Genomic DNA, 22032 nt, shown 5'->3' on the forward strand with positions numbered 1-22032 from the left:
CCCTACGTCGCCAACCGCTCGATGAGCGCCATTGCCGCGTGCGGATTTCTGACCTTCGCGCCCGCGATGAAAAACACAAACGTATCTCGCGGCTTCTTCTCGGGCGACGTCTCGACCACATAGGGCAACCCCGCCGGAGCACCGCCACCCGCCCAGGTCCCCGCCGCCTCCGCCCAGCCATCGAGCGCCGCCGGGGCGTAGCCAGCGGCCTCATTTTCCTGCGCAGTCTCCAGCCGCGCATAGACGAAATCGCCCGTTACATCTGCGATCGCGGGATAGTCCGCCGATGCGCCATAAACGATCACCACCCCCGCCTCGCGGCACATTTCCACGAACCCTGGCACGGCGAAGCTCTCGTGCCGCACCTGCACCGCGTGGCGCAGCGCTACGCCATCCTTCTCGCGCGGCAACAGCGCAAGGAATGCTCGGAAATCGGCCTCTTCGAACTTCTTGGTGGCCATGAACTGCCACAGGATCGGCCCAAGCTTGTCGCCCAGTTCCACGATGCCCTGGCTCACGAACTTGGCGACCGACTCTCCGGCATCCGCCAGCACCTTGCGATTGGTGCAGAAGCGCGACGCCTTCAACGTGAAGACGAACCCGTCCGGCGCCGCCTGCGCCCAGCTCGCAAAAGTCGCCGGCTTGAACCCGCTGTAATAAGTGCCATTCACCTCGATCGCGGTGACGTGACGGCTGGCATATTCCAGCTCGCGCTTGATCGGCCATTTCGCGGGATAAAAGCTCCCGCGCCAGGGCTCAAAGGTCCAGCCGCCAATGCCGACCCGAATCGGTGCATATGTCATGCGCGCCGTGTAGCAGCCCGCTCGCTGCCTGGCGAAAGGCACACCGACCCGCGAGGGGAGAACATGCTGGTGCAGGTAGTTGACTGTTCCTGACAGCACCGCTGAGACAGCGACTGGAGCGGGCGAAGGGATTCGAACCCTCGACCCCAACCTTGGCAAGGTTGTGCTCTACCCCTGAGCTACGCCCGCTCTGGCGTCATTCCCGGAAGAGCTCCGGGCTGGGTGACGCGCGGCCACTAGCAGCGGGTTTCGAGGCCCGCAAGCCCCAATTGCAACATTCTTGCGAAAGATTGACCGAAGCGGCCCTTACCGCCTACCTCGCTGCCGACATGACCGCGCCTACCATCTTGCTCGTCGAGGACGATCCCGCGCTCCGGACGCTCACCACGCGGGCGCTGCAGGAGAACGGCTTCAATGTGCGGCCTGCCTCCGCCGCGCCAGAGATGTGGCTGGCGCTGGATGCCGGGCCGGTCGATCTCGTCCTGCTCGATATCATGCTCCCGGGCACCAGCGGCATCGATCTGTGCCGCTCGCTGCGGCAAAAAAGCGACGTCCCGATCATCTTCATCTCGGCGCGGTCCAGCGAAACCGATCGCGTGGTCGGGCTGGAGCTTGGCGCGGACGATTACATCGCCAAGCCGTTCGGCGTTCGCGAGCTGGTCGCGCGGGTGCGCGCCGTGCTGCGCCGCCCGGCGCTGGACCGCCGCTCGGGTGAGGGCGACCAGGGATTGCTGAAGTTCGAAGGCTGGACTGTGAACCTGCCCCGGCGGGAGCTCACCTCGCCGACCGGCGCCTCGGTGGACCTGACGGGCGCGGAGTTCGATCTCCTTGTCGCGCTCGCCGATCATTCGCAGCGCGTCATCGCCCGCGAACGCCTTATCGAGCTTTCGCGCACGCGGCTCGGCGACAGTTCGGATCGATCGATCGACGTGCTGGTCAGCCGCCTCCGCCGCAAGCTTTCCAGCGCCGGCGAACAAGCACCCATCGTGACCGTTCGCGGCGTCGGCTACATGCTGAACGTGCCGGTGGAGCGCAGTTGAGGCACTGGCTGCCGTCGGTCGGCCTGCTTGGGCAGGTCGTCGCCATCCTGCTCCTCACCATGGTGATCGAATTCGGCGTGTCGACCCTGCTGTACGAGCGGGCGAGCGAGTTCTCCGTCCGCGATGACGAGGCAAGGCGGCTGGCCGAGCATCTCGTCATCAGCCGCCGCCTGCTGGAGGATCGCACGCCAGCGCAGCGTCCGGCACTGGCGCATGAGCTGACGACCGAGCGATACGAAGTGCAATGGGACGGCGCGGCCGGGCTGCCCCCGGCGGTCGAGCCGGCGCTTGATCCGATGCGCCGCCAGATCGTGGAATGGGAACCCACCCTTCGGACGGGTGACTTGCGGCTTCGCCTCATCTCGCCCGGCCGCAGCTCCAAGGTGCGCGGGGCGCTCAGGCTGCGTGACGGCAGCTGGCTGCATTTCCGCACCTTGAACGCGGTGGCGCGCCTTGATTTCGCCTTTGAGCGGATCCTGCTCGGCCTCGTGCCGGCGATCGCGCTGATGGTTTTGGGCGGGCTGATGCTGCGGCGTGCGCTGCGCCCGCTGCGGCGGCTGGCGGAAGCGGCGGATCGCGTCGGCCATGATCCCGTCGGCGCCGTTCCGGAGGACGGCCCGCGCGAAGTGCGCCGCTTGGTCGGCGCGTTCAACCGGATGCAGGCAAGGATCGGCGCATTGATCGAGGCGCGCACGCAATCGCTCGCTGCCGTCGGGCATGACCTGCGCACCCCGCTTGCCCGCCTGCGCCTCAGGACGGAAGCGATCGCCAGCGCCGACACGCGCGAGGCAATCGGTCACGACATTTCGGAGATGGAGGCGATGATCGCGTCATTGCTCGCCTTCCTGAGCGGTGACAGTGATCCAGAAAAGCCGTCCGCGCTGGATCTTGCCGTCCTGTGCGCAACTTTGGTCGATGATGCGACCGACCGCGGCCATGTGGCGACCTATATTGGCCCGGACCATTTCGAGCTTCGCTTGCGCCGGTTGGCGATCAAGCGCGCGCTGACCAATCTGATCGACAATGCTTTGAAGTACGGCCAGTGCGCCACCGTGGAGCTCGTGCCGGGCGACGGCATCGTCACCGTTCGGGTGATCGACAACGGCCCCGGCGTTCCGGAGGAGGAGCTGGCCCACATCCTTGAGCCTTTTGTCCGCCTCGATCCCGCGCGTGGCCGCGACACCATCGGCTTTGGCCTGGGGCTGCCCATTGCCGTTCAAGCGATCAAGGCAGAAGGCGGAACGCTGACCCTTGCCAATCATTCGGAGGACGGGCTCGTCGCGATTGTGGTGCTTCCGATCACGCAATTGGCCCTGCCGGACACAAAACGTTACGGCACCGCTGCGGTCCAGAAAGGCGCCTCAGCTATCTAGGCTGCTTCTTATTTTGGGAGCAGCTTCCGTGAACGAACTGATCGGCCGCGTCTTTGACTTCGAAAAGAAGGTCTACGAGGACAGCCGCGCGCTCTACTCGAAGCTCGCGAACCACGGGCAGGAGCCCAAGGCGTTGATGATTAGCTGCGCTGATTCGCGCGTGGTCCCCGAACAGATCATGCAGGCACAGCCCGGCGACCTGTTTGTATGTCGCAACGCGGGCAACATCGTGCCGCCATACGCCACGCAGAATGGCGGCGTCACGTCCACCGTGGAATATGCGGTGCTGGCGCTCGGCATTCGCGACATCATCGTCTGCGGCCATTCGGACTGCGGCGCGATGAAGGGGCTGGCCGGCGATCCCGCCGCGCTGGAAACCATGCCCAACGTCGTGGCGTGGCTGAAGCATGGATCAGCCGCGCGCCAGGTGGTGGATTCAAGCTACACCGATCTGGAAGACGGTGACCGGGTCCGCGCGGTCAGCCTCGAAAACGTCGTCGCCCAGCTGGCCCACCTGCGCACCCACCCCTCGGTGGCAGCCGGGATCGCCCGCGGCGAGATCGCGCTTCACGGCTGGTTCGTGGACATCCACGCTGGCCAGATGCTCGCGCTGAACGGCGAGACGGGCCGATTTGAATCGGTGCGCGGCGACCGGCCGCTCCCTGTGGCTCTGCCCGCGGCAAAGCGCCTCGCGGCGGACTTCCTCACGCAAGAGGCAGCTGAGTAATGACCCAAGCAGCGGTGGCCCCAACGGCCGACGAGCGGCCGGGTGTATCCGTGCCCTCGATCAAGTTCCTGGGGCGGGATCTTACCGCCTCGATCGTCGTGTTCCTGGTCGCGATGCCGCTGTGCATGGGCATTGCGGTCGCGTCTGGCGTGGCGCCGGAGAAGGGGCTGATCACCGGCATCATCGGCGGCATCGTCGTGGGTGCCCTTGCCGGCTCGCCGCTGCAAGTCTCCGGTCCGGCGGCCGGCCTCGCCGTTATCGTATTCGAGCTTGTTCGCGATCAGGGCCTCTCGGCGCTTGGTCCGATCCTGATCCTTGCCGGCGCGATCCAGGTCGCCGCCGGCATCTTTCGTCTCGGCGGATGGTTTCGCGCGATCAGCCCCGCCGTGGTGCACGGCATGCTGGCGGGTATCGGCGTCCTGATCGTTGTTGGTCAGTTCCACGTGCTGTTCGACGAGCGACCGCTCTCGTCCGGCCCGGAAAATCTAGCTGCGATGCCGAGCCGTCTGCTCGGCCTTTCGTCCGATATCCGGGCGACCGAGCTGGCGTTCATGCTCGCGCTGGTCACCATTGGTGCCATGGTCGGCTGGGAGAAGATCCGCCCCCAGGCGCTGCGGCTGCTGCCGGGCGCGTTGGTCGGCGTGCTGGCGGCAACGATGCTCACCCTGATCTTCGGGCTTGATGTGGCGAAGGTCGTCGTGCCCGAATCGATCGTTGCCGCGATTGCGCCGCCCGAAAGCGGGTTCCTCGCGCGCTTCATGGATCCGGCGATCCTGACCGCCGCCGTCGCCATCGCCTTCATCGCTTCGGCGGAAACGCTGCTTTCGGCCGCCGCCGTGGACAAGATGCACGACGGCGTGCGCACCGATTACAACAAGGAGCTTCGCGCCCAGGGCGTGGGCAACCTTCTGTGCGGTTTCGCCGGCTCGCTCCCGATGACGGGCGTGATCGTGCGCAGCTCGGCCAACGTTCAGGCCGGCGCCGTGACCCGCGCTTCCGCGATCCTGCACGGTATCTGGATCCTCGGCTTCGTCGCGCTCCTCCCCTGGCTGCTGCGCGCCATTCCGATGGCATCGCTCGGCGCCGTGCTGGTGGTGACAGGCTGGCGCCTGGTCAGCCTCAAGCACGCCAAGCATCTGTTCAAGGATTATGGCGTGCTCCCGGTGGCGATCTGGGCCGTGACGCTGTTCATGGTGGTCGCAACGGATCTGCTGACAGGTGTCCTAACCGGCATCGCGCTTACCGTTCTGGAGCTGATCCCCAACGCTCGTCGCCTGAAGCTTAAGGTAAGCGAACAGCGGGATGGCGAGGCGCACGCAATTGAACTCGACGGCGCCGCGACGTTCGTCACGCTTCCGAAGCTCTCCGCCACGCTGGACCGCGTGCCGTCCAACGCGCCTGTGCGTCTCGACGTGTCGAAGCTGGATGCGGTGGATCACACCACGGCCGAGCTGTTGCGCGACTGGTTCCAGCGTCGCAAGGCCGCCGGCAACCCGGTGGAGCTGCGCGGACAACGTGGCCGGATTGCCACACTCGCAGCGTAAAGCGAGTATTGAGAAACACTTTGACGCTATTCAGCAACGTTAGGTTTTGTTTGCTGCGGTAGCGTCAAAGTGTCCGACCAGCACGCGACCGCTCCCTCGGGGGGAGGAGGAGCGCGGGCGGATCGGAAGCAGGAGGAGCCTCTGCCAACAGGAGGTTCCATGACGTTACTGAAATACGTTCCCGCCATCATCCTGGCATATCTCGCGCTCCCTGCCGCTGCCCAGAATGCAGAGCCGCCCAAGCCGATCACGGTCAGCGGCAGTGTCACGCTCGCAAGTGACTACCGGCTGCGCGGCGTTTCCCAGACCGACAAGGAAGGCGCCATCCAGGGCGGCGTGACCGTCTCCCACGAAAGCGGCCTGTACGTCGGCACCTGGGCCTCCAACCTTGCCGGATGGGGCACCTTTGGCGGCTCCAACATGGAGCTGGACCTGTTCGCCGGCTTCAGCACCGAAGTGTCGCCGGGCGTGACGCTCGACGCCGGCCTCACGTGGTACATGTATCCCGGCGGCCTCTCCAAGACCGACTTTGCCGAGCCGTTCGTAAAGGTCTCGGGCGCGCTGGGCCCCGCCAATCTGCTGGTCGGCGTCGCGTACGCGCCCAAGCAGGAGGCGATCGGCCAGTGGTACAATTCAGGTGCCGATTATGCGACCGGCATCCCCAACAGCCCCGGCAAGAAGAACGACAATCTCTACGTCTGGACCGACGGAAACGTCGGCATCCCGAACACGCCGCTCACACTGAAGGGCCACGTCGGCTTTTCCAAGGGCAACGCCGGGCTCGGGCCGAACGGCACCAGCCCCGCTCCAACCGGCGAATATATCGACTGGTTGCTCGGTGCCGATTTCGCCATCCCCAGCACGCCGCTCACGCTGTCGGCCGCCTATGTCGATACCGACATCTCGGCACGCGAAAGCGCCTACCTCCAGCCGAACTTCTCCTCGACGAAGAACGGCAGCTCGATTGCCGGCTCCACCGTGGTGTTCAGCCTGTCGGCCGCATTCTGATCCGGCAGACGCTCCACTGAACATCCTGGCGGGCCGGGGGGTTTGCTTCCCCCGGCCCGTCACCACATAAGGGGGCGAAAGACTAATCGGGAGCAGCCCTTGGCGACGTTGGGAATGAGTGCCGCGGAAAAGGACGCCGTTCAGGCCTTCCGCCGCGACGTGGTCGATCCGTCGATGACGAAGCTCGTCATTATCGATTTCTGGGCGGAATGGTGCGGGCCGTGCAAGGCGCTGACACCGCTGCTGGAGAAGGTCGCCGCGGCCTATGCCGACAAGGGCGTGGTGCTGGCCAAGGTCGATACCGACAAGAACCAGTTCATCGCGTCGCAATTCCAGATCCGCTCGATCCCCACCGTTTACGCGATGTTCCAGGGCCAGCTGGTGGCGGACCTCACCAACGCCCGCTCCGAATCGCAGCTTCGCGCCACGCTCGATCAGTTGCTGCGCCAATTGCCGATCGAGGGCGAGGCGCAGTCGCAGGAGGCCGAGCTGGAGCCGCTGATCGCGATGGGCGAGCAGGTGCTGGGCGAAGGCGACGTGGAACGCGCGCTGTCGCTCTTTGATCAATTGTTCGAAATGGCGCCCGATCATCCCGCCGTGCTGTCCGGCCGCATCCGTGCGCTGGTGGCAGCAGGCGCGCATGACGAGGCGGAAGCGGCCCTCGCAGCGCTGCCGGCGGAAGTTGCCAGCCGCCCGGATATCGAACGCGCCCGCGCCGCGCTCGCGCTCGCGCAGTCGGCGCCGCAGGTCGACGATCTGGCCCCGCTGGAGGCGGCCGTCGCCGCCAATCCCGATGATCTCCAGGCGCGCTTCGATCTCGCCAACGCCCAGATGGCGGCCGGCAACCGCGATGCGGCGGCCGACGGCTTCCTCGCCATCACCGCGAAGGAACGCGACTGGAACGATGGCGCGGCCCGTCAGCAGCTCCTCAAGCTGTTCGAAGTGGTGGGGCTGGAGGATCCCTGGGTATCGGCGCAGCGCCGCCGGCTCTCCGCCATCCTGTTCGGATGACGCGGCTTTCCATCTTTCCCCTGCCCGGCGCCTTGCTGTTTCCGGGCATGCACTTGCCGCTGCATATCTTTGAGCCGCGCTATCGTGCGATGGTGTCCGATGCCATGGCACGCGATCGGCGGATCGGCATGATCCAGCCGCGCATCATGGAGGCGGGTGCCGGCGACAAGCCCGCGCTCTACGACGTCGGTTGTGTGGGGCGGATCGCCGAGATCGAGATGCTCGATGACGGCCGCTCGAATCTGGTTCTCGAAGGATTGTCGCTGTTCCGCGTCACGCGCGAACTCGACGTCACCACGCTGTTCCGCCAGGTCGAGGCGGAGCTCATCCCCGCGCCCGAGCCCGAAACGCTCTCGCTCGGCTCGCGCGCGTCGCTCGAGATGGAGGCGCGCCGCTTTGCCGATCGCCAGGGCTATGCGGTCGATTGGGAGGCCGTGTCGCGGCTTGACGATCAGAGCCTCGTCAACGGCATCGCGCAGATCGCGCCGTTCGATGTCGCCGCCAAGCAGGCATTGCTGGAGGCGCAGGGCATTGCCATCCGGGCGGACCTGATCGTGCAGCTGATGCAGTTCTTCGGACGCCATGACGGCGACGACCGGGTCACCCTGCAATGACGATTGATCCCTGGCTCCTGGAACGGCTCGTCTGCCCCGTCACGCGCACGCCGCTCACGCTGGACGAGGAAGCGGGCGAGCTTCTCTCCCCCGCCGCCGGCCTCGCCTACCCCATTCGCGAGGGCGTGCCCGTGCTGCTGATCGAAGAAGCGCGGATGCTGGAGGGCGGCACCACCAGCGAGTGAGCGGCGGCTGCCGGTATGCAGCCCGGCCCACAACCCAAGCCCCTTTGACGCCGTCACACGATCGCCCCAGGTAGGCTGGGCCTAAGAGCAAAGCGCTGGGATGGCGATGTGCCGGGCACCGCGGTCTCGGCACCCGCAAACGCGGCCGCGCCAGCACGTCCTCAGCAGCAGGCCGGCCAGCTCGTCTGCCGCGGCACAGCAGGGCACCATCGCCCCGCCATGCCACGGCCAATGATCAGTTCAGCACAACCGTGACGGCACGGCGGTTCTGCGCCCAGCTTTCCTCGTCCGAACCCAGCGCCAGCGGCCGCTCCTTGCCGTAGCTGATCGTCGTGATGCGGGTCGGCGAAACGCCGCGCGCCACCAAGTAATTTTTGGCGGCATTGGCGCGGCGATCGCCCAGCGCCAGGTTGTATTCACGCGTCCCGCGCTCGTCGGCATGGCCTTCGATCGTCACGCGCACGTTCGGATAGCGCTGGAGCCAGCCGACCTGGCTGTCGAGGATGCCGCGCGCCGTGCCGTCGATATCATATTGGTCGAGAGCGAAATTGACCGTGTCGCTCGTTACCGAGCGCTTGAAGTCCTCCGACGAGCCCGGGACCACCGTGCCATCGTTCGGGCCGGTCGTGCCGCCGGTCGACGCAGGCGCTTCACCCGGTGCTGGCGGCAGAACTTCCGGCCGCTTCTTGGAGCAGGCTGCCGTGGTCACCAGCGCCGCCGCGAGCAGGATCGTGGTGGTCAGTCTCGCCATTTGTGTTCTCCCAGTTTTTGCGAACTTCGAAGCCGTCATAACAGTTTTACGGCCGAATCGGACCCCATGACGGGTCCGATCCGTCCAGCGGCGTCGGCACCCGCCGCTCGTTCACGCCGGTCAGGTCGACCGACCACAGGTCGGCCTTGCCGCTCCGCCCTTGCGCCGAGCGATAGAAGATCAGCACGCGGCCATTGGGCGACCAGCTCGGCCCTTCATCGTGCCAGCTGTTGGTCAGGATCTTCTCGCCCGAGCCGTTCGGGCTCATGATCCCGACGCGGAAACCACCCGACATGCGCGTGAACGCGATCAGGTCGCCGCGCGGGCTCCACGCCGGCGTACCGTAGCGGCCACCGCCGAAGCTGATGCGCTGCTGGTTCGATCCGTCCGCATTCATCACATACAGCTGCTGCCCGCCGGAGCGATCGGACTCGAACACGATCCGGCTGCCGTCCGGCGAATAGCTGCCGCCGGTGTCGATGCCGGGCGAATTGGTCAGGCGTTGTGGTGTGCCTCCGGCAGCGGGCACGCGATACAGGTCGGTGTTGCCGCCCGTTGCCATCGAAAACAGGATCCAGCGGCCATCGGGGGAGAAGCGCGGCGCAAAGGTGGTGGCGACATTCTGCACCACCAGCCGCTGCCGCCCCGATCCGATCTCATAGACATAGATCGCCGGCACGCGCCCCAGATAGCTCATGTACACGATCGACTGCTGGTTCGGCGAAAAGCGCGGGGTGAGCACGATCGACTGGCCATTGGTCAGGAAGCGGTGGTTGGCGCCGTCCTGGTCCATGATCGACAGGCGTTTGATGCGATTGCCCTTGGGCCCCGTCTCGGAGACATAGACGACGCGGCTGTCGAAATACGGCCCCTCGCCGGTCAGCCGGGTGTACACCATGTCGGCGCATTTGTGCGCCGCCCGGCGCCAATCCGACGGGGAGACCACGAAACCCTGGCGCATCAGCTCGGTCTGCGCCGACACGTCGAACAGATAACAGCCGACTGTCAGTGTCCCGTCGCCATTGGCGCGGATATAGCCCTGCACCAGCGCCTGCGCGCCCGTGCCGCCCCAGTAATCGAACGTCGGCGCCTGCACCTCGGGGAACATGACGGTGCGTAGCTGCGCCGGGGGCAGCGGATTGAAGAGACCGGAATTGCGCAGATCGTTGGTGACGATCTCGGCCAGCTGGCGGCCGAGGGCATCGGTCGATCCCGCCGCCGTTTGCGCGATCGCCGCCGCCGGCATGAACGGAATGGCGATCGGCATCGGCGCCGAAATGCCGCCCGTTACGTCGACTTCCAGCGGTCCGCCGGGCGCCTGTGCCGGCGCCACAGCCGCGCCCGCCTGCCCGGGCAGGGCCCTGGCCTGCGGGGCTGCTCCCGGTGCCACCAGTGGCGTCGGCGGCACGTCCTGCGCGATCACCGGCGCAGCGAGGATGAGGGGGGCCAACAGGGCAAAGCGTTTCATCGTCTTCCTCTCACTCGGACGTGCGGCCTGGGTCCATGACGGAGCCACTGCCGCCATTCACGGGCCGAGATGAACGACGCATGTAGCGGCCTTGATCCCGGCATAACGGCATTGGCCCGGGGTCGCGAACGGCATCACGCAATCGTCACCGCAGCTTCCACTTGAAGTTGATGTTGTTCCACCCGCCGTTGGGGGTGTCGTAATATTCAGGCGGCAGCTTCAGCGGCGAACACCCCTTGAACGCCGCGATGCCCAGGTCCTTCACTCGCTGTGCATAACGCTCGTTCTCGCCGGTCACGCCTGTCTGGCGCACCACCGTTGGCGTCGCCGCCAGCGTGCCATTCTCGTTCAACCGCAGGTTCAGCGTGGTCACGATCTCATTGGCGCCGGGGCCCGGATCGACCTGGCGATCGGCGCATGGCTGGATCTGGCGCGCGATCGCCTGCACGATCGAGGCAAGCGCGCTCGCGTCGATCTTCGCCGCGCGCGGGGTCTGGCTACGGCTCGTCGACGGCTCGCTCGTCAGGCCCTTGAGGAAATCGTCGCCCAGCCGCCCGCCGCGCGGACGCGTGGCGGTGGATTGGCTGTCCGATCCCGTGCCGCGCGCCTTTGCCGCGGCCGCTGCCTTCGCCTTTGCATCGGCGGCCGCCTTGGCCCGGGCATCGGCTGCAGCTTGGGCCTTTGCCGCGGCTGCCGCTTTGGCCTCAGCGGCAGCAGCCGCGCGCTTCGCCGCGGCGTCGGCTGCCGCCGCAGCGGCCTTCTGCGCCGCCGCGCGCTCGGCCGCAGGGTCTGGCCTCGGCTTGGGCGGGGGCTTCGGCTTCTCGACCGGCTTGGGCGCCGGCTGCGGCTTAGGCGGCGCGGGTTTCGGCTTGGGCTCGACCTTTGGCTCGGGCTTGGGCGCAGGCTTTGGGGGCGCAGGCTTCGGCGGGGCTGGCTTGGGCGCAGGCTCCGGCGGCGCGGGCTTCGGCTCTGGCCTCGGCTGCGGCGGTGCCGGCGCCGGCTCGGGCGCTGGCTCAGCGGGAGCCGGCGGCGCGGCATCGTCCGGCTCGCCGGTCTCCGGCGCGATCGATTGCGCCGGCTGCTCCACCGCCTGCGGCGCAGTTGCTTCCAGCCCGACGTCCTTCACCAGGCTGACATCGATCGGCTGCTGCTTCAGCTTCTCCGGATTGGGGGTCGAAAGGAAGCCGACAGACAGCAGGCCGAACAGGATCACATGCCCTGCGCCCGCTACGCCAAGTCCGACCTTTTCCGCCCGCTCCATCAAAGCTTACTCGTCGCCGATCGTCACCAGCGCGACGCGGTTCAGCCCGGCGCGATTGAGCTCGCCCATCACCCGCATCACGCGCCCGTAATCCAGCGCCCGATCGGCGCGCAGATAAACCTGCGGCGGATCGCCCTCGCCCGCTTGCGCCGCAATGGCATCCAGGCGCTCGCCCAGCGCGTCTTCGCTCACCTCATCCTTGGCGATGAAGATCCGCCCGTCCGCATCCAGCGAGATCTCGGTCGGCTCCTTGTCCTGGTCCAGCGGCTTGGCGCGGCTGTCGGGCAGGTTCACCGGCACGCCCGCCGTCAGCAGCGGCGCGGTGACCATGAAGATGATCAAGAGCACGAGCATGACGTCGACGAGCGGCGTCACGTTGATATCAGCCATCGGCGCCCGGCGCCCGCCGGACCGCTGCGAGGGAAGCTGCATCGCCACGGCTCAGCCCTTCCGGTCGTTCAGGATCATGACAACGTGCCCGGCACTCACCGCTCGCGGTCCAGCTGGCGCGACAAGGTCGCGTGGAACCCGTCGGCGAAACGGTTCAGCCGCGCTTCGATCCGGTTGATGCCGTGGCTGAAGCGGTTGTACGCAATCACGGCCGGAATCGCCGCGAACAGGCCGATCGCGGTGGCGAACAGCGCCTCGGCAATGCCCGGCGCCACCACGGCAAGGCTGGTGTTCTGTTCGCTCGCGATGCTGGTGAAGCTGCGCATGATGCCCCACACCGTGCCGAACAGGCCAACGAACGGCGCCACCGATCCCACCGTCGCCAGCACGTTCAGCCGGTCGGACAATTTGTCGATCTCGGTCGCCACCGCCGCGCCCATCGTGGTCGCCAGACGCTCGCGCGTACCGGCACGGTCGATCACTGCGCCTTGGGTGGAGCGGCGCCATTCCGCCACGCCCGCGGCGAAGACGCGGGCGCTGGGCAGGTCGTCCTCCGCGCGCGCCTTGTAAAAGGCGTCCACATCGTCCGCCTTCCAGAAATCGCGCTCGAAAACCTCGGTCGCCCGCCGGGTGCGGCCCAGCTTGCGCCAGAACATGAAAATGATCGCCCAGGTCCAGATGCTCGCGGCGAGCAGCCCGAACATCACCAGCTTCACCACGATGTCCGCCTGCAGGAACAGGGCAACGGGGGACAGCGTGGCAGCGTCGGTATTCAAGAACGGGTTCAAGGCCTCTTTTCCCCCTTGTCGACGAGAGCGTCGAAACGGTCGATCCAATCGCGCGGTTGCCGCCGCGGTCGCCCCGATGGCGCCACCAGCGCCGCCACGACCTCCGCTTCGGCCAGCACAAGCGTGTCGCGCATGACTCTCTGATGAATGGAAACACTCGCCGCGCGCACGGCCGTCACCCTGGTGGCGACCACCAGGGCATCGTCCAGCCGCGCCGGTGCCAAGTAACGGATGGCAAGGCTCGCCACGGCATAGGCGCCCTCGCCCGCTTCATGCGCGGCGCGCTGGTCCACGCCCGCGAGGCGCAGCATATCCGATCGCGCCCGCTCCATGAAGCGCAGGTAATTGGCATGGTAGACGACGCCGGACAGGTCCGTGTCCTCGAAATAGACGCGCACCGGCAGCCGATGCTCAACGCCGGCAAAGCGCCCTCCTGCGGGCTGGTCGGCGTGGCCGGTCTCCATTTCGCCGTTGTTAACCGAAGGTTGCGCCCGCGGGTAGTCCTCTAGACGCGTAGCTCCAGGATGCCGACCGGCTCAGTCCTGAAGAACGCCCGAGTCCACCTCGATCCACGGAACGCGCCGCCCGACGGCCGGCGCACCGGCGGGGGCCGGGGCCAAGGTCGCCGCTGGTGCACGCACACCGGCAGCAGGTGGGACTGCGCTCGCCGGCGGCCGCACCGCAGCCGCAGGCGCAGCGCCTGAATTTGCCGGTGCCGCCGCGGGAACCGCCCGCGATCCCGCCGCCGCTGGCGGAGTGACGGTGGCGCGCGGGGCTGCCGCTGCCGCCGCAGCGACTGGGTATCCAGTGGTCGGTCCCTCCACGCCAGCCGGCACCGCGCCAACGATCGGCGCCGCCGCCGGCGCGCTCAGCGCGATCATCGGGCGCGGCGCCAGCATCTCGGCAAACGGCGCATCAAGCGTGGGCAGAACGGCCGCGGCAAATGCCTGCAATTCGCCTGGCGCCAGCCGCTCCGCCTCGGTCAGCGTCGCAACCGCCGCCGTGCAGAACGCCTCGCGGGCCTGCGCTTGCGAAAAGAAATTATAGAGCCGGGTCATCGCATCGTCGTAGCGATCCTGCCAATCGCCGCCCCCGGCGCGATATTGCGCCTCCAGCTGGGTTTCGGCGCTCGCCAGCGTCGGCTTGTGCGCGCTGAGCAGGGCATTGTAGCGCTGCACGATCGTGGCTTCCTGCGCCCCGCGACAGGCGAGCGCGGCGACGTTCAACGCCACGCGCATGTGCCACACCGTCGCTGCGGGCGAGAGGCCGCGATTGATCGGCGTGATCGGGGGGGTGACATAAACGGGAACAGGCGCCGGCTCGGGCGGCGGCATCACGACCGCCACTTCCTTCGGCCGTGAGGCACAGGCTGTCACCGCAGCAATGGCGGCAACGGCGACGATGGCTTGTGTGACGCGTAACATGGCGGCTCCGTTCTCCCCCGGCGCTCCCGAACAACGCTGTGCCGCGCATTTGGTGAACGCGAGGTAAAGGATGGTGATCCTTGCGCCGGACCGAGGCCGAGACCGCCGTCAACAGGGCACCAGACGCGCCCGATCGACGTTGTCCACGCAACCTGGATCAAGATCGGAGCAATAATGGCGGAAACGGAAGCGGCGGGTGAATTGCGCCGGATCGTCACGGAGATCGCCCGCGAGGTCGAAGCCAATGCGGCCGAGATCGAGCGCGCCGGGGATGCCAAGGAAGAAGGGCTCGCTCCCGGCCCGTTCGGGATCGCGGTGGCGACCATCAACGGCGACATGGTGCTCGGCGGCGCGGCGGACACCCCCTTCCCCCTGCAAAGCATCGCCAAGGTATTCGCGCTGGAACTGGCGCTGTGCGCGATCGGCGATGACGTGTTCAAGCGGGTCGGCCGCGAGCCGTCGGGCGATCCGTTCAACTCGATCGTCGATCTGGAGCGAACGGGCGGCATCCCGCGCAACCCTTTCGTGAATGCCGGCGCCTTGGCAGTGGTCGACATCCTGGTCGAATCGCTCGACGATGATACGCAGGCCCGCGCCGTCGTCGATTTCGTGCGCCATCACGGCCAGCAGGACGAGGTCGCGCTCAACGAGGAGGTGCTCGCCTCCGAGCATGAGGGCGGCGATCTCAACCGCGCGATGATGAGCTTCATGCGTCACCACGGCAATCTGCGCTCATCGCTGGACGAGGTGATGGAGGCTTATGTCAAGCAATGCGCCATCATGCTGGATTGCGAGGGCCTCGCGCGGACCGGGCTCTTCCTCGCGCGCACGCGGCGCAATCCCCAGGATGAAGAGGCGGATGCGGTGGCGACACGCATGCGCAAGCTGCTCGCGCTGATGATGACCTGTGGCCATTATGACGGATCGGGCGACTTCGCGCTCCGCGTCGGGCTACCGGCGAAGAGCGGCGTCGGTGGCGGCATCCTCGCCGTGGTGCCCGAAACCGCGGCGATCGCGGTCTGGTCGCCGAACCTCGATCAGCATGGCAATTCCATGCTGGGCGTGCGCGCGCTGGAAATGCTCGCGCACCGCACCGGCTGGTCCGTCTTCGGCCCGCCCCTGATCGGCTGAAATGATCCGCTGAAACGCGGCGCGCCCACCCGATCGTCCGGCCGGTGCGCGCGCCCCTACGCAATCAGGCTGCGCGCGCCTCCAGGGCCTGCGCAGCCTCGGCCATCAGCGTCGCCAGGATATCGGCGATCGGCTCTTCCTTGGTCACCATGCCGACCGACTGGCCCGCCATCACGCTGCCATGCTCGACATCGCCGTCGATCACCGCGCGGCGCAGCGCACCGGCCCAATAATGCTCGATCGCCAGCTGCGCCTCGGCCATGGCCACCGCGCCTTCATCAAGCGACTGCGCCACTTCGCGCTGCTTGGCGGTGAAAAGTTCGCCGCCCGCATTCTTCAGCGCACGCACCGGGATCACCGGCAGGCGCGGATCGATCTGCACGCTCGCCACCGCATCGCGGGCGGAAGCGCGGATGAACGCCTGCTTGAACTTGGGATGCGCAATCGATTCGGTCGCGCACACGAAGCGCGTGCCGAGTTGGACACCCGCCGCCCCCATATCGAGATAGCCCGCAATCGCCTCGCCGCGCCCGATCCCGCCGGCGATGAACACCGGCACGTCATTGGCGATCGCCGGCAGGATTTCCTGCGCCAGCACGCTGGTCGAGACGGGGCCGATATGCCCGCCCGCTTCCATCCCCTCGATCACCAGCGCGTCGACGCCCGATCGGATCAGCTTTTTCGCCAGCGCCAGCGTCGGCGCAAAGCAGATCACCTTGGCGCCAGACGCCTTGATCGCCTCCAGCGAGCCCTTGGGCGGCAGGCCGCCCGCCAGCACGACATGGCCCACCTGATGCTTGCCGCACACCTCGATCAGCGCCATCAGGTCCGGGTGCATGGTGATCAGGTTCACGCCGAACGGCTTGTCGGTCAGTGCCTTGGTTGCGGCGATCTCGGCATCGAGCAGCTCAACCGTCATCGCCCCGCACGCGATCACGCCAAAGCCGCCCGCGTTGGACATGGCGGCGACAAGGTTGCGCTCGCTTACCCAGCTCATCGCCCCGGCCATGATGGCCACCTCGCTGCCGAGAAACGCCGCGCCGCGCTCCATGCGGCGGGCAAGGCGGGCGGAACCGGAGCGGTCAATGGAGGTATCGTTCATGCCTGCGCCGCTACACCGGCGCGGGCGCGGAGACAAACGTGCGGCAACAATCGACCGAACTGAGCATCAGGACGCCTGGCCAGGGCTTGCACGAATTCACCCGTGAGGTGGTCGCCTGGGTCACCGACACCGGCATCGCCGAGGGCCTTCTCACCCTCTTCATCCGCCACACCAGCGCCTCCTTGCTGATCCAGGAAAACGCCGCGCCGGCCGCCCGCCGCGATCTGGAACGCTGGATCGCGCGCATCGCCCCCGAATCGCGCGACTACGAACATGACGACGAAGGCCCGGACGACATGCCCGCGCACCTGCGCTCCGCCGTCACCGCGACGAGCCTCACGATCCCGGTGCGCGATGGCCGCCCCGCGCTCGGCACCTGGCAGGGCATCTATATCTTCGAGCACCGCCGCAGCGCCCACCGGCGGCAGGTTGCGCTTCACCTCATCGGCGAATGATGCCGGGTACCGCCCGCGCCATCGGCTGTCCTACAGCGCCCGGCCCGATGTAAAAGGCAAGGGCACCGTGGAAAGGGGAACGGCGAATGTTGAGAGAACCGCGCCAGCGCCTCAACTTTCTCAACATTCGCGCAAAACGCGCTTACGCCGCTTCGTCCGCGTCCAGGCCATAAGCCGTGTGCAGCACGCGCACCGCCAGCTCGGTCTCATCCTCGTTGATCAGCACGCTGACCTTGATCTCGCTGGTCGAGATCGCAAGGATGTTGATCCCACGCGCGCCCAGCGTCGAGAACATCGTGCTCGCCACGCCCGCATGGCTGCGCATGCCAACGCCAACGACGCTGATCTTCGCCACCCGCGTGTCATGCACCAGCTCCTCGAAGCCGATCGCCGCCCGGCCCTGGTTCAGCGTCTCGATCGAGCGCGCGAGATCCGCCGCCGGGACGGTGAACGTCACGTCGGTCGATCGCGAGCCGTGCGCGATATTCTGGATGATCATGTCGACGTTGATGTTCGCGGCCGCGAGCGGCTCGAAGATCGCCGACACCGAACCCGGCTTGTCCGGCACGGCGGTCAGCGTGATCTTTGCTTCGTTCTTGTCGTGCGCGATGCCGGTGATCAGCTGGCGTTCCACGTCTTCAACCTCCTCTTCGCCCACGATCATCGTGCCGGGCAATGTATCCGCCATCGGTGCGTCCTCGCCGGTGAACGACGAGAGCACCTGGACGCGGACATTTTCCTTCATCGCCAGGCCCACCGAGCGCGTCTGCAGCACCTTGGCGCCGACGCTGGCGAGCTCCAGCATCTCCTCATACGTCACCTTGGCGAGCTTGCGCGCGCGCGGCACGATCCTGGGGTCGGTGGTGTAGACGCCGTCGACGTCGGTGTAGATGTCGCAGCGATCGGCCTTGATCGCCGCCGCCACCGCCACCGCCGACGTATCCGATCCGCCGCGCCCGAGCGTGGTGACGCGCTTCTCATGCACGCCCTGGAAACCGGGGATCACCGCCACTTCGCCCGCGCCCATGCTGGCAAGCAGCGCCTCGGCATCAATCGTCTCGATCCGTGCCTTGGCAAAGGCGTCGGACGTGGCGATCGGCAATTGCCATCCCATCCACGATCGCGCCGGCACGCCGATCGCCTGCAACGCGATCGCCAGCAGCCCGCTGGTGATCTGCTCGCCCGCCGAAACGACGACGTCATATTCCTTGGCGTCGTACAGCGCGCTCGCCTCGCGGCAGAAATTGACCAGCCGGTCGGTCTCGCCCGCCATCGCGGAAACGACCACCGCCACTTCGTTGCCCGCCGCCACTTCGCGTTTCACCCGCGCCGCGACCGAGCGAATCCGCTCGATCCCCGCCATCGAGGTGCCGCCGAATTTCATGACGATGCGGGCCACGGAAAAACTCTCGAAGCTTGGGGAAAACAGGCGCGCCTGATAGGAGTGGCCCATGGTGGACGCAACTGTAACAACTGATACCGCTCCGTCGGGTGAGCACGGCAGCGTGATCGCGCGCGAGGCGGCGCATTTCGGTGAAATGGCCAAGGATTGGTGGGATCCACGCGGTTCGTCGGCGATGCTCCACCGGCTGAACCCGGTGCGCCTGCGCTACATCCGCGAACAGGCCGATCGGCATTTCGATCTCGATCCGCACAGCTTCACCCCGCTCGCCGGCAAGACCGCGCTTGATGTCGGCTGCGGCGCCGGGCTGCTCGCGGAGCCGCTGAAGCGTCTGGGCGCAGCCGTCACCGGCGTCGATGCCGCGGCGGAGAATATCGCCGTCGCCCGCGCGCACGCCGCCGCCAGCGGGCTCTCCATCGATTACCGCGCCGGCGGCATCGAGGCGCTGGCGGGCGAGCAGTTCGATCTCGTCACCTGCCTCGAGGTGATCGAGCATGTCGCCGATCCGGCAGCATTCGTGGCCGGGCTGGCGGGGGCGCTGGCGGACGGCGGCCTGCTGATCCTCTCCACCCCCAATCGCACGCCGGTATCGCGCCTTGCGATGATCACGCTCGCCGAAGGCACCGGTCGGATCCCGCGCGGCACGCATGATTGGGACAAGTTCGTCACGCCCGAAGAGCTTGGCACCATGCTGACGCGCGCCGGCCTGACGGTGCGCGACACCCGCGGCATCACCTATTCCCCCACTGGCGGCTTCAGCCTCTCGGACTCGCTCGCGCTGAATTACCTGATCACGGCAGTGCGCGCCTAAAGCGCAACCCGCCCCCACCCCGTCGTGCCGGGCTCCAGGGCGCCGGGAAGGCAGAAGCTGGAGGAGCGAGCGAGGTCACCCGTGGAACTCTGGATCCCGGCACAAGGCCGGGATGACGCAAGGAGTGCTGCTGATCAGCTCATCCGACCCTTACGTCCGGCGCGCTCTCGCGCAGGACTAACGGTTCGAGACACGCGGCATCAGTTATCCTAGGTCGGGCGGCGGCACCCGTTCCACCTCGCCACACTGAGGTGTCTGATCACCCCGGTGCGCGGCCCAAGCGCAACCTACGCCTACCCACGCCGTCATCCCGGCCTTGTGCCGGGATCCATGGTGCCGCGGGGGTAGAGGTCGGAGGAGCGAGCGACGGTGCTTCCACGACGCGATCCCGGCGCAGGCTGGAAACGCTAGCGATGTGAAAACGGGCATCAGGGCACATGCAGGGCGTATCTTCGCTTTACCGACGCCCCAAAGAAACCCGCCCCCGCTTGCGCACAGCCGCTGTTCGCGCTTCATACGCGGCACCACGCCGGAGTAACCCAATGCGCCGTCTCGCTTTCCTTCTTGCCTGCACCACCGTTGCGCTCCCCGCGCTCGCCCTTCCCGCAACAGCGCAGCAGCAATCGAACGCCGCTCCCGCGGACGGCCCCAGCCGCACCTTCACCGGTAACGACCTGTTCGGCCTCTCCATCGCCGCCGATCCGCAGATCAGCCCTGACGGCCGCACGATCGTCTATGTCCGCCGCACCGGCGACATCATGACCGATCGAATGCAATCCTCGCTCTGGCTGATCGACGTCGCGAGCGGCAAGCAATCGCCCTTCGCCACCAACGGCTCCAGCCCGCGCTGGTCGCCTGACGGCACGCGCGTCGCTTATGTCGCCACCGATGGCGATCGTTCGCAATTGTTCGTCCGCTGGGTCGCGACCGGTGCCAGCGCCCGCGTCACTAGCCTGCCCGGCGATCCCAACAGCCTGTCCTGGTCGCCCGACGGCACCCGCCTCGCCTATGTCGCCAAGGTCGCTGGCGAAGCGACCAAGCTCGGCAAGGCGCCCGCCAAGCCCGAGGGCGCGAAATGGGCCGAGCCGCTCGAAGTGATCGACCGTGTCACCTATCGCAACGATGGTCCCGGCTATCGCAAGCCCGGCTACAGCCATCTGTTCGTCGCCGCGGCGGATGGCGGCGCGGCGCGCCAGCTCACCTTCGGCAATTTCGACGATGGCGGCCCGCTATCGTGGAGCGCAGACGGCCGCACGATCCTCTTCTCCGCGATCCGCGGTGCCGATGCCGAGCGCCAGGTGATGAACTCCGAGGTTATCGCCGTTGACGTCAATTCCGGCGCGATGCGCACGCTCACCAGCCGCGACGGCCCCGATGGCGCCCCGCGCTTCTCGCGCGACGGCAGCCGCATCGCCTGGATCGGCTTCGACGACCAGCGCCGCGCTTATACCAATGCCGAGCTCTACGTCGGTGACGCAAACGCTGCCGCGCCGCGCTCACTCACGGCATCGCTTGATCGTTCGATCGAGGACGCGCTTTGGGCGGACGACGGCCGCGCGCTTTACGCCAGCTATGATGACAAGGGTCGGCGCAAGATCGCGCGGGTCGGCCTCGACGGCCGTTCCACGGTGCTGGCCGACAATCTCGCCGGCGGCGGATTGGACCGCCCGTACACCGGCGGCGATTTCTCCGTCTCGCGCGGCGGCACGATCGCCTACACCGGCGGCGACGCCTCGGCCCCGGCCGACGTCTGGGTGTGGAGCGGCGGCAAGCCGCGCCGCCTGACGAACCTCAATCAGGTGCTCACTGCGTCGAAGACGCTGGCACCGGTGCGCAAGGTCGCGGTGACGGCGCCGGACGGTCGCCCGATCAACGCCTGGCTCGCGACACCGCCGGGTTGGCAGCCCGGCACCCGCGTGCCGCTGATCCTCGAAATTCACGGCGGCCCGCATTCGGCTTATGGCCCGATGTTCGCCACCGACGTGCAGCTCTACGCGTCGGGCGGTTATGCGGTGCTGTGGACCAACCCGCGCGGCTCCACCTCCTATGGCGCCGAATTCGCCAATCTGATCGACAAGAATTATCCCAGCCAGGATTACGACGATCTGATGGCCGCGGTGGACGCGACGATCGCCGAAGGGGTGGCCGATCCCAACAACCTGTTCGTCACCGGCGGCTCGGGCGGCGGCGTGCTGACCTCATGGATCGTCGGCAAGACGAACCGGTTCAAGGCGGCGGCGACGCAGAAGCCGGTGATCAACTGGATCAGCGAATCGCTCACGATGGACAACACGCTGTTCACGTCGCGCTACTGGTTCACCAAGCTGCCGTGGGAAGATCCGATGGGCTATTGGAACCGCTCGCCCCTGAGCCTCGTCGGCAACGTCAAGACACCGACGTTGGTGGTGGTCGGCAGCGAGGATTATCGGACGCCGGTTTCGGAGAGCGAGCAATATTATGCCGCGCTCCAGATCGCCAATGTCCCCACCGCCTTGGTCAAGGTGCCGGGTGCCAGCCACGGCGGCTTCACCAGCCGCCCGTCGCAATCGGCGGCCAAGGCCAGCGCTATCCTCGCCTGGTTTGATCGTTATCGGAACGCGGCACCGCCCGCAGCGGTGGCGACGCCCACCAACTGATCGTGCAACCCGCCGCCGCGCCCCGACCACCGGCGCGGCGGCAGTTCCTGCGCACAGGTTGTCGCGCTCATGTCGGATTGCACGCCAGCTGTGTTGGCGATAGCGTTG

22 protein-coding genes and 1 tRNA gene are annotated in these 22032 nt (G+C 67.1%); 12 read left to right on the top strand and 11 right to left on the bottom strand.

Annotation, left to right across the window (positions count from 1 at the left end; all coding sequences use genetic code 11):
• Positions 1–2: 2 nt before the first annotated feature.
• Together SPMU_RS12500 and SPMU_RS12505 are read right to left on the bottom strand one after the other, a co-directional pair.
• Complete coding sequence (locus SPMU_RS12500; protein ID WP_088334245.1) at positions 3–803, bottom strand: DUF72 domain-containing protein; 801 nt, start codon at positions 801–803, stop codon at positions 3–5.
• A gap of 114 nt (positions 804–917) precedes the next feature.
• A tRNA-Gly gene (locus SPMU_RS12505) sits at positions 918–992 on the bottom strand.
• A gap of 140 nt (positions 993–1132) precedes the next feature.
• On the opposite strand from SPMU_RS12505, the gene SPMU_RS12510 reads away from it, so the two are divergent.
• The 8 genes from SPMU_RS12510 (at position 1133) to SPMU_RS12545 (ending at position 8305) form a co-directional block, all read left to right on the top strand.
• The gene (locus SPMU_RS12510) at positions 1133–1843 is read left to right on the top strand and encodes a response regulator transcription factor (protein ID WP_088334406.1); all 711 of its coding nucleotides are present in this window, start codon (positions 1133–1135) and stop codon (positions 1841–1843) included.
• Complete coding sequence (locus SPMU_RS12515; RefSeq protein ID WP_245833264.1) at positions 1840–3216, top strand: ATP-binding protein; 1377 nt, start codon at positions 1840–1842, stop codon at positions 3214–3216. The genes SPMU_RS12510 and SPMU_RS12515 overlap by 4 nt, the downstream gene beginning before the upstream one ends.
• Positions 3217–3244: 28 nt before the next feature.
• Positions 3245–3943, top strand: coding sequence for a carbonic anhydrase (locus SPMU_RS12520; protein ID WP_088334246.1), 699 nt, complete (start codon positions 3245–3247; stop codon positions 3941–3943).
• Entirely contained in the window at positions 3943–5487 is a 1545-nt protein-coding gene (locus SPMU_RS12525) for a SulP family inorganic anion transporter (protein ID WP_088334247.1), read from the top strand. Before SPMU_RS12520 ends, SPMU_RS12525 begins: the two co-directional genes overlap by 1 nt.
• Positions 5488–5646: 159 nt before the next feature.
• A complete protein-coding gene (locus tag SPMU_RS12530) occupies positions 5647–6495 on the top strand; it encodes a TorF family putative porin (RefSeq protein ID WP_088334248.1) in 849 nt (282 codons plus the stop codon).
• A 114-nt stretch (positions 6496–6609) separates the two neighbouring features.
• Positions 6610–7506 carry a tetratricopeptide repeat protein gene (locus tag SPMU_RS12535; protein WP_088334249.1) on the top strand — a complete coding sequence of 299 codons (897 nt, stop codon included), beginning with the start codon at positions 6610–6612 and terminating at the stop codon, positions 7504–7506.
• Complete coding sequence (locus tag SPMU_RS12540) at positions 7503–8120, top strand: LON peptidase substrate-binding domain-containing protein (RefSeq protein WP_088334250.1); 618 nt, start codon at positions 7503–7505, stop codon at positions 8118–8120. Before SPMU_RS12535 ends, SPMU_RS12540 begins: the two co-directional genes overlap by 4 nt.
• The gene (locus SPMU_RS12545; RefSeq protein ID WP_088334251.1) at positions 8117–8305 is read left to right on the top strand and encodes a Trm112 family protein; all 189 of its coding nucleotides are present in this window, start codon (positions 8117–8119) and stop codon (positions 8303–8305) included. Before SPMU_RS12540 ends, SPMU_RS12545 begins: the two co-directional genes overlap by 4 nt.
• A 235-nt stretch (positions 8306–8540) precedes the next feature.
• Here the strand turns inward: SPMU_RS12545 and pal are convergent, their stop codons facing one another.
• The 7 genes from pal to SPMU_RS12580 form a co-directional block, all read right to left on the bottom strand.
• Positions 8541–9056 (bottom strand): peptidoglycan-associated lipoprotein Pal, encoded by a 516-nt coding sequence (gene pal, locus SPMU_RS12550; protein ID WP_088334252.1) that lies wholly within the window; start codon positions 9054–9056, stop codon positions 8541–8543.
• A gap of 46 nt (positions 9057–9102) precedes the next feature.
• Positions 9103–10524, bottom strand: a complete 1422-nt coding sequence (tolB, locus tag SPMU_RS12555) for a Tol-Pal system beta propeller repeat protein TolB (protein WP_088334253.1) — start codon at positions 10522–10524, stop codon at positions 9103–9105.
• Positions 10525–10669: 145 nt separating this feature from the next.
• Positions 10670–11785 (bottom strand): cell envelope biogenesis protein TolA, encoded by a 1116-nt coding sequence (locus SPMU_RS12560; RefSeq protein ID WP_088334254.1) that lies wholly within the window; start codon positions 11783–11785, stop codon positions 10670–10672.
• Between the two features lie 6 nt (positions 11786–11791).
• A complete protein-coding gene (gene tolR / locus SPMU_RS12565; RefSeq protein WP_245833267.1) occupies positions 11792–12175 on the bottom strand; it encodes a protein TolR in 384 nt (127 codons plus the stop codon).
• A 95-nt stretch (positions 12176–12270) separates the two neighbouring features.
• Positions 12271–12963: a protein TolQ gene (gene tolQ / locus SPMU_RS12570; protein WP_088334256.1), complete on the bottom strand. Its 693-nt coding sequence runs from the start codon at positions 12961–12963 to the stop codon at positions 12271–12273.
• Positions 12960–13427, bottom strand: a complete 468-nt coding sequence (ybgC, locus tag SPMU_RS12575) for a tol-pal system-associated acyl-CoA thioesterase (RefSeq protein WP_088334257.1) — start codon at positions 13425–13427, stop codon at positions 12960–12962. The genes tolQ and ybgC overlap by 4 nt, the downstream gene beginning before the upstream one ends.
• Before the next feature lie 72 nt (positions 13428–13499).
• Positions 13500–14387, bottom strand: a complete 888-nt coding sequence (locus tag SPMU_RS12580; RefSeq protein ID WP_088334258.1) for a hypothetical protein — start codon at positions 14385–14387, stop codon at positions 13500–13502.
• Positions 14388–14561: 174 nt separating this feature from the next.
• On the opposite strand from SPMU_RS12580, the gene glsA reads away from it, so the two are divergent.
• Positions 14562–15518, top strand: a complete 957-nt coding sequence (gene glsA / locus SPMU_RS12585; RefSeq protein ID WP_088334259.1) for a glutaminase A — start codon at positions 14562–14564, stop codon at positions 15516–15518.
• A gap of 64 nt (positions 15519–15582) precedes the next feature.
• Here glsA and SPMU_RS12590 read toward each other — a convergent pair whose 3' ends face one another.
• Complete coding sequence (locus tag SPMU_RS12590) at positions 15583–16620, bottom strand: NAD(P)H-dependent flavin oxidoreductase (protein ID WP_425442185.1); 1038 nt, start codon at positions 16618–16620, stop codon at positions 15583–15585.
• A 38-nt stretch (positions 16621–16658) separates the two neighbouring features.
• Here SPMU_RS12590 and SPMU_RS12595 point away from each other — a divergent pair, with 38 nt between their 5' ends.
• Positions 16659–17075: a secondary thiamine-phosphate synthase enzyme YjbQ gene (locus SPMU_RS12595; protein WP_088334260.1), complete on the top strand. Its 417-nt coding sequence runs from the start codon at positions 16659–16661 to the stop codon at positions 17073–17075.
• A 142-nt stretch (positions 17076–17217) separates the two neighbouring features.
• Here SPMU_RS12595 and SPMU_RS12600 read toward each other — a convergent pair whose 3' ends face one another.
• Positions 17218–18474 (bottom strand): aspartate kinase, encoded by a 1257-nt coding sequence (locus tag SPMU_RS12600; RefSeq protein ID WP_088334409.1) that lies wholly within the window; start codon positions 18472–18474, stop codon positions 17218–17220.
• 52 nt (positions 18475–18526) lie between these two features.
• Between SPMU_RS12600 and ubiG the strand changes: the two genes are divergently transcribed.
• Positions 18527–19288, top strand: a complete 762-nt coding sequence (ubiG, locus tag SPMU_RS12605) for a bifunctional 2-polyprenyl-6-hydroxyphenol methylase/3-demethylubiquinol 3-O-methyltransferase UbiG (RefSeq protein ID WP_088334261.1) — start codon at positions 18527–18529, stop codon at positions 19286–19288.
• Positions 19289–19830: 542 nt separating this feature from the next.
• Positions 19831–21924: a S9 family peptidase gene (locus SPMU_RS12610; protein WP_088334262.1), complete on the top strand. Its 2094-nt coding sequence runs from the start codon at positions 19831–19833 to the stop codon at positions 21922–21924.
• The last annotated feature ends 108 nt before the right edge of the window (positions 21925–22032 follow it).

The sequence above is a fragment of the Sphingomonas mucosissima genome, from assembly GCF_002197665.1.
Classification (GTDB): Bacteria; Pseudomonadota; Alphaproteobacteria; order Sphingomonadales; family Sphingomonadaceae; genus Sphingomonas; species Sphingomonas mucosissima.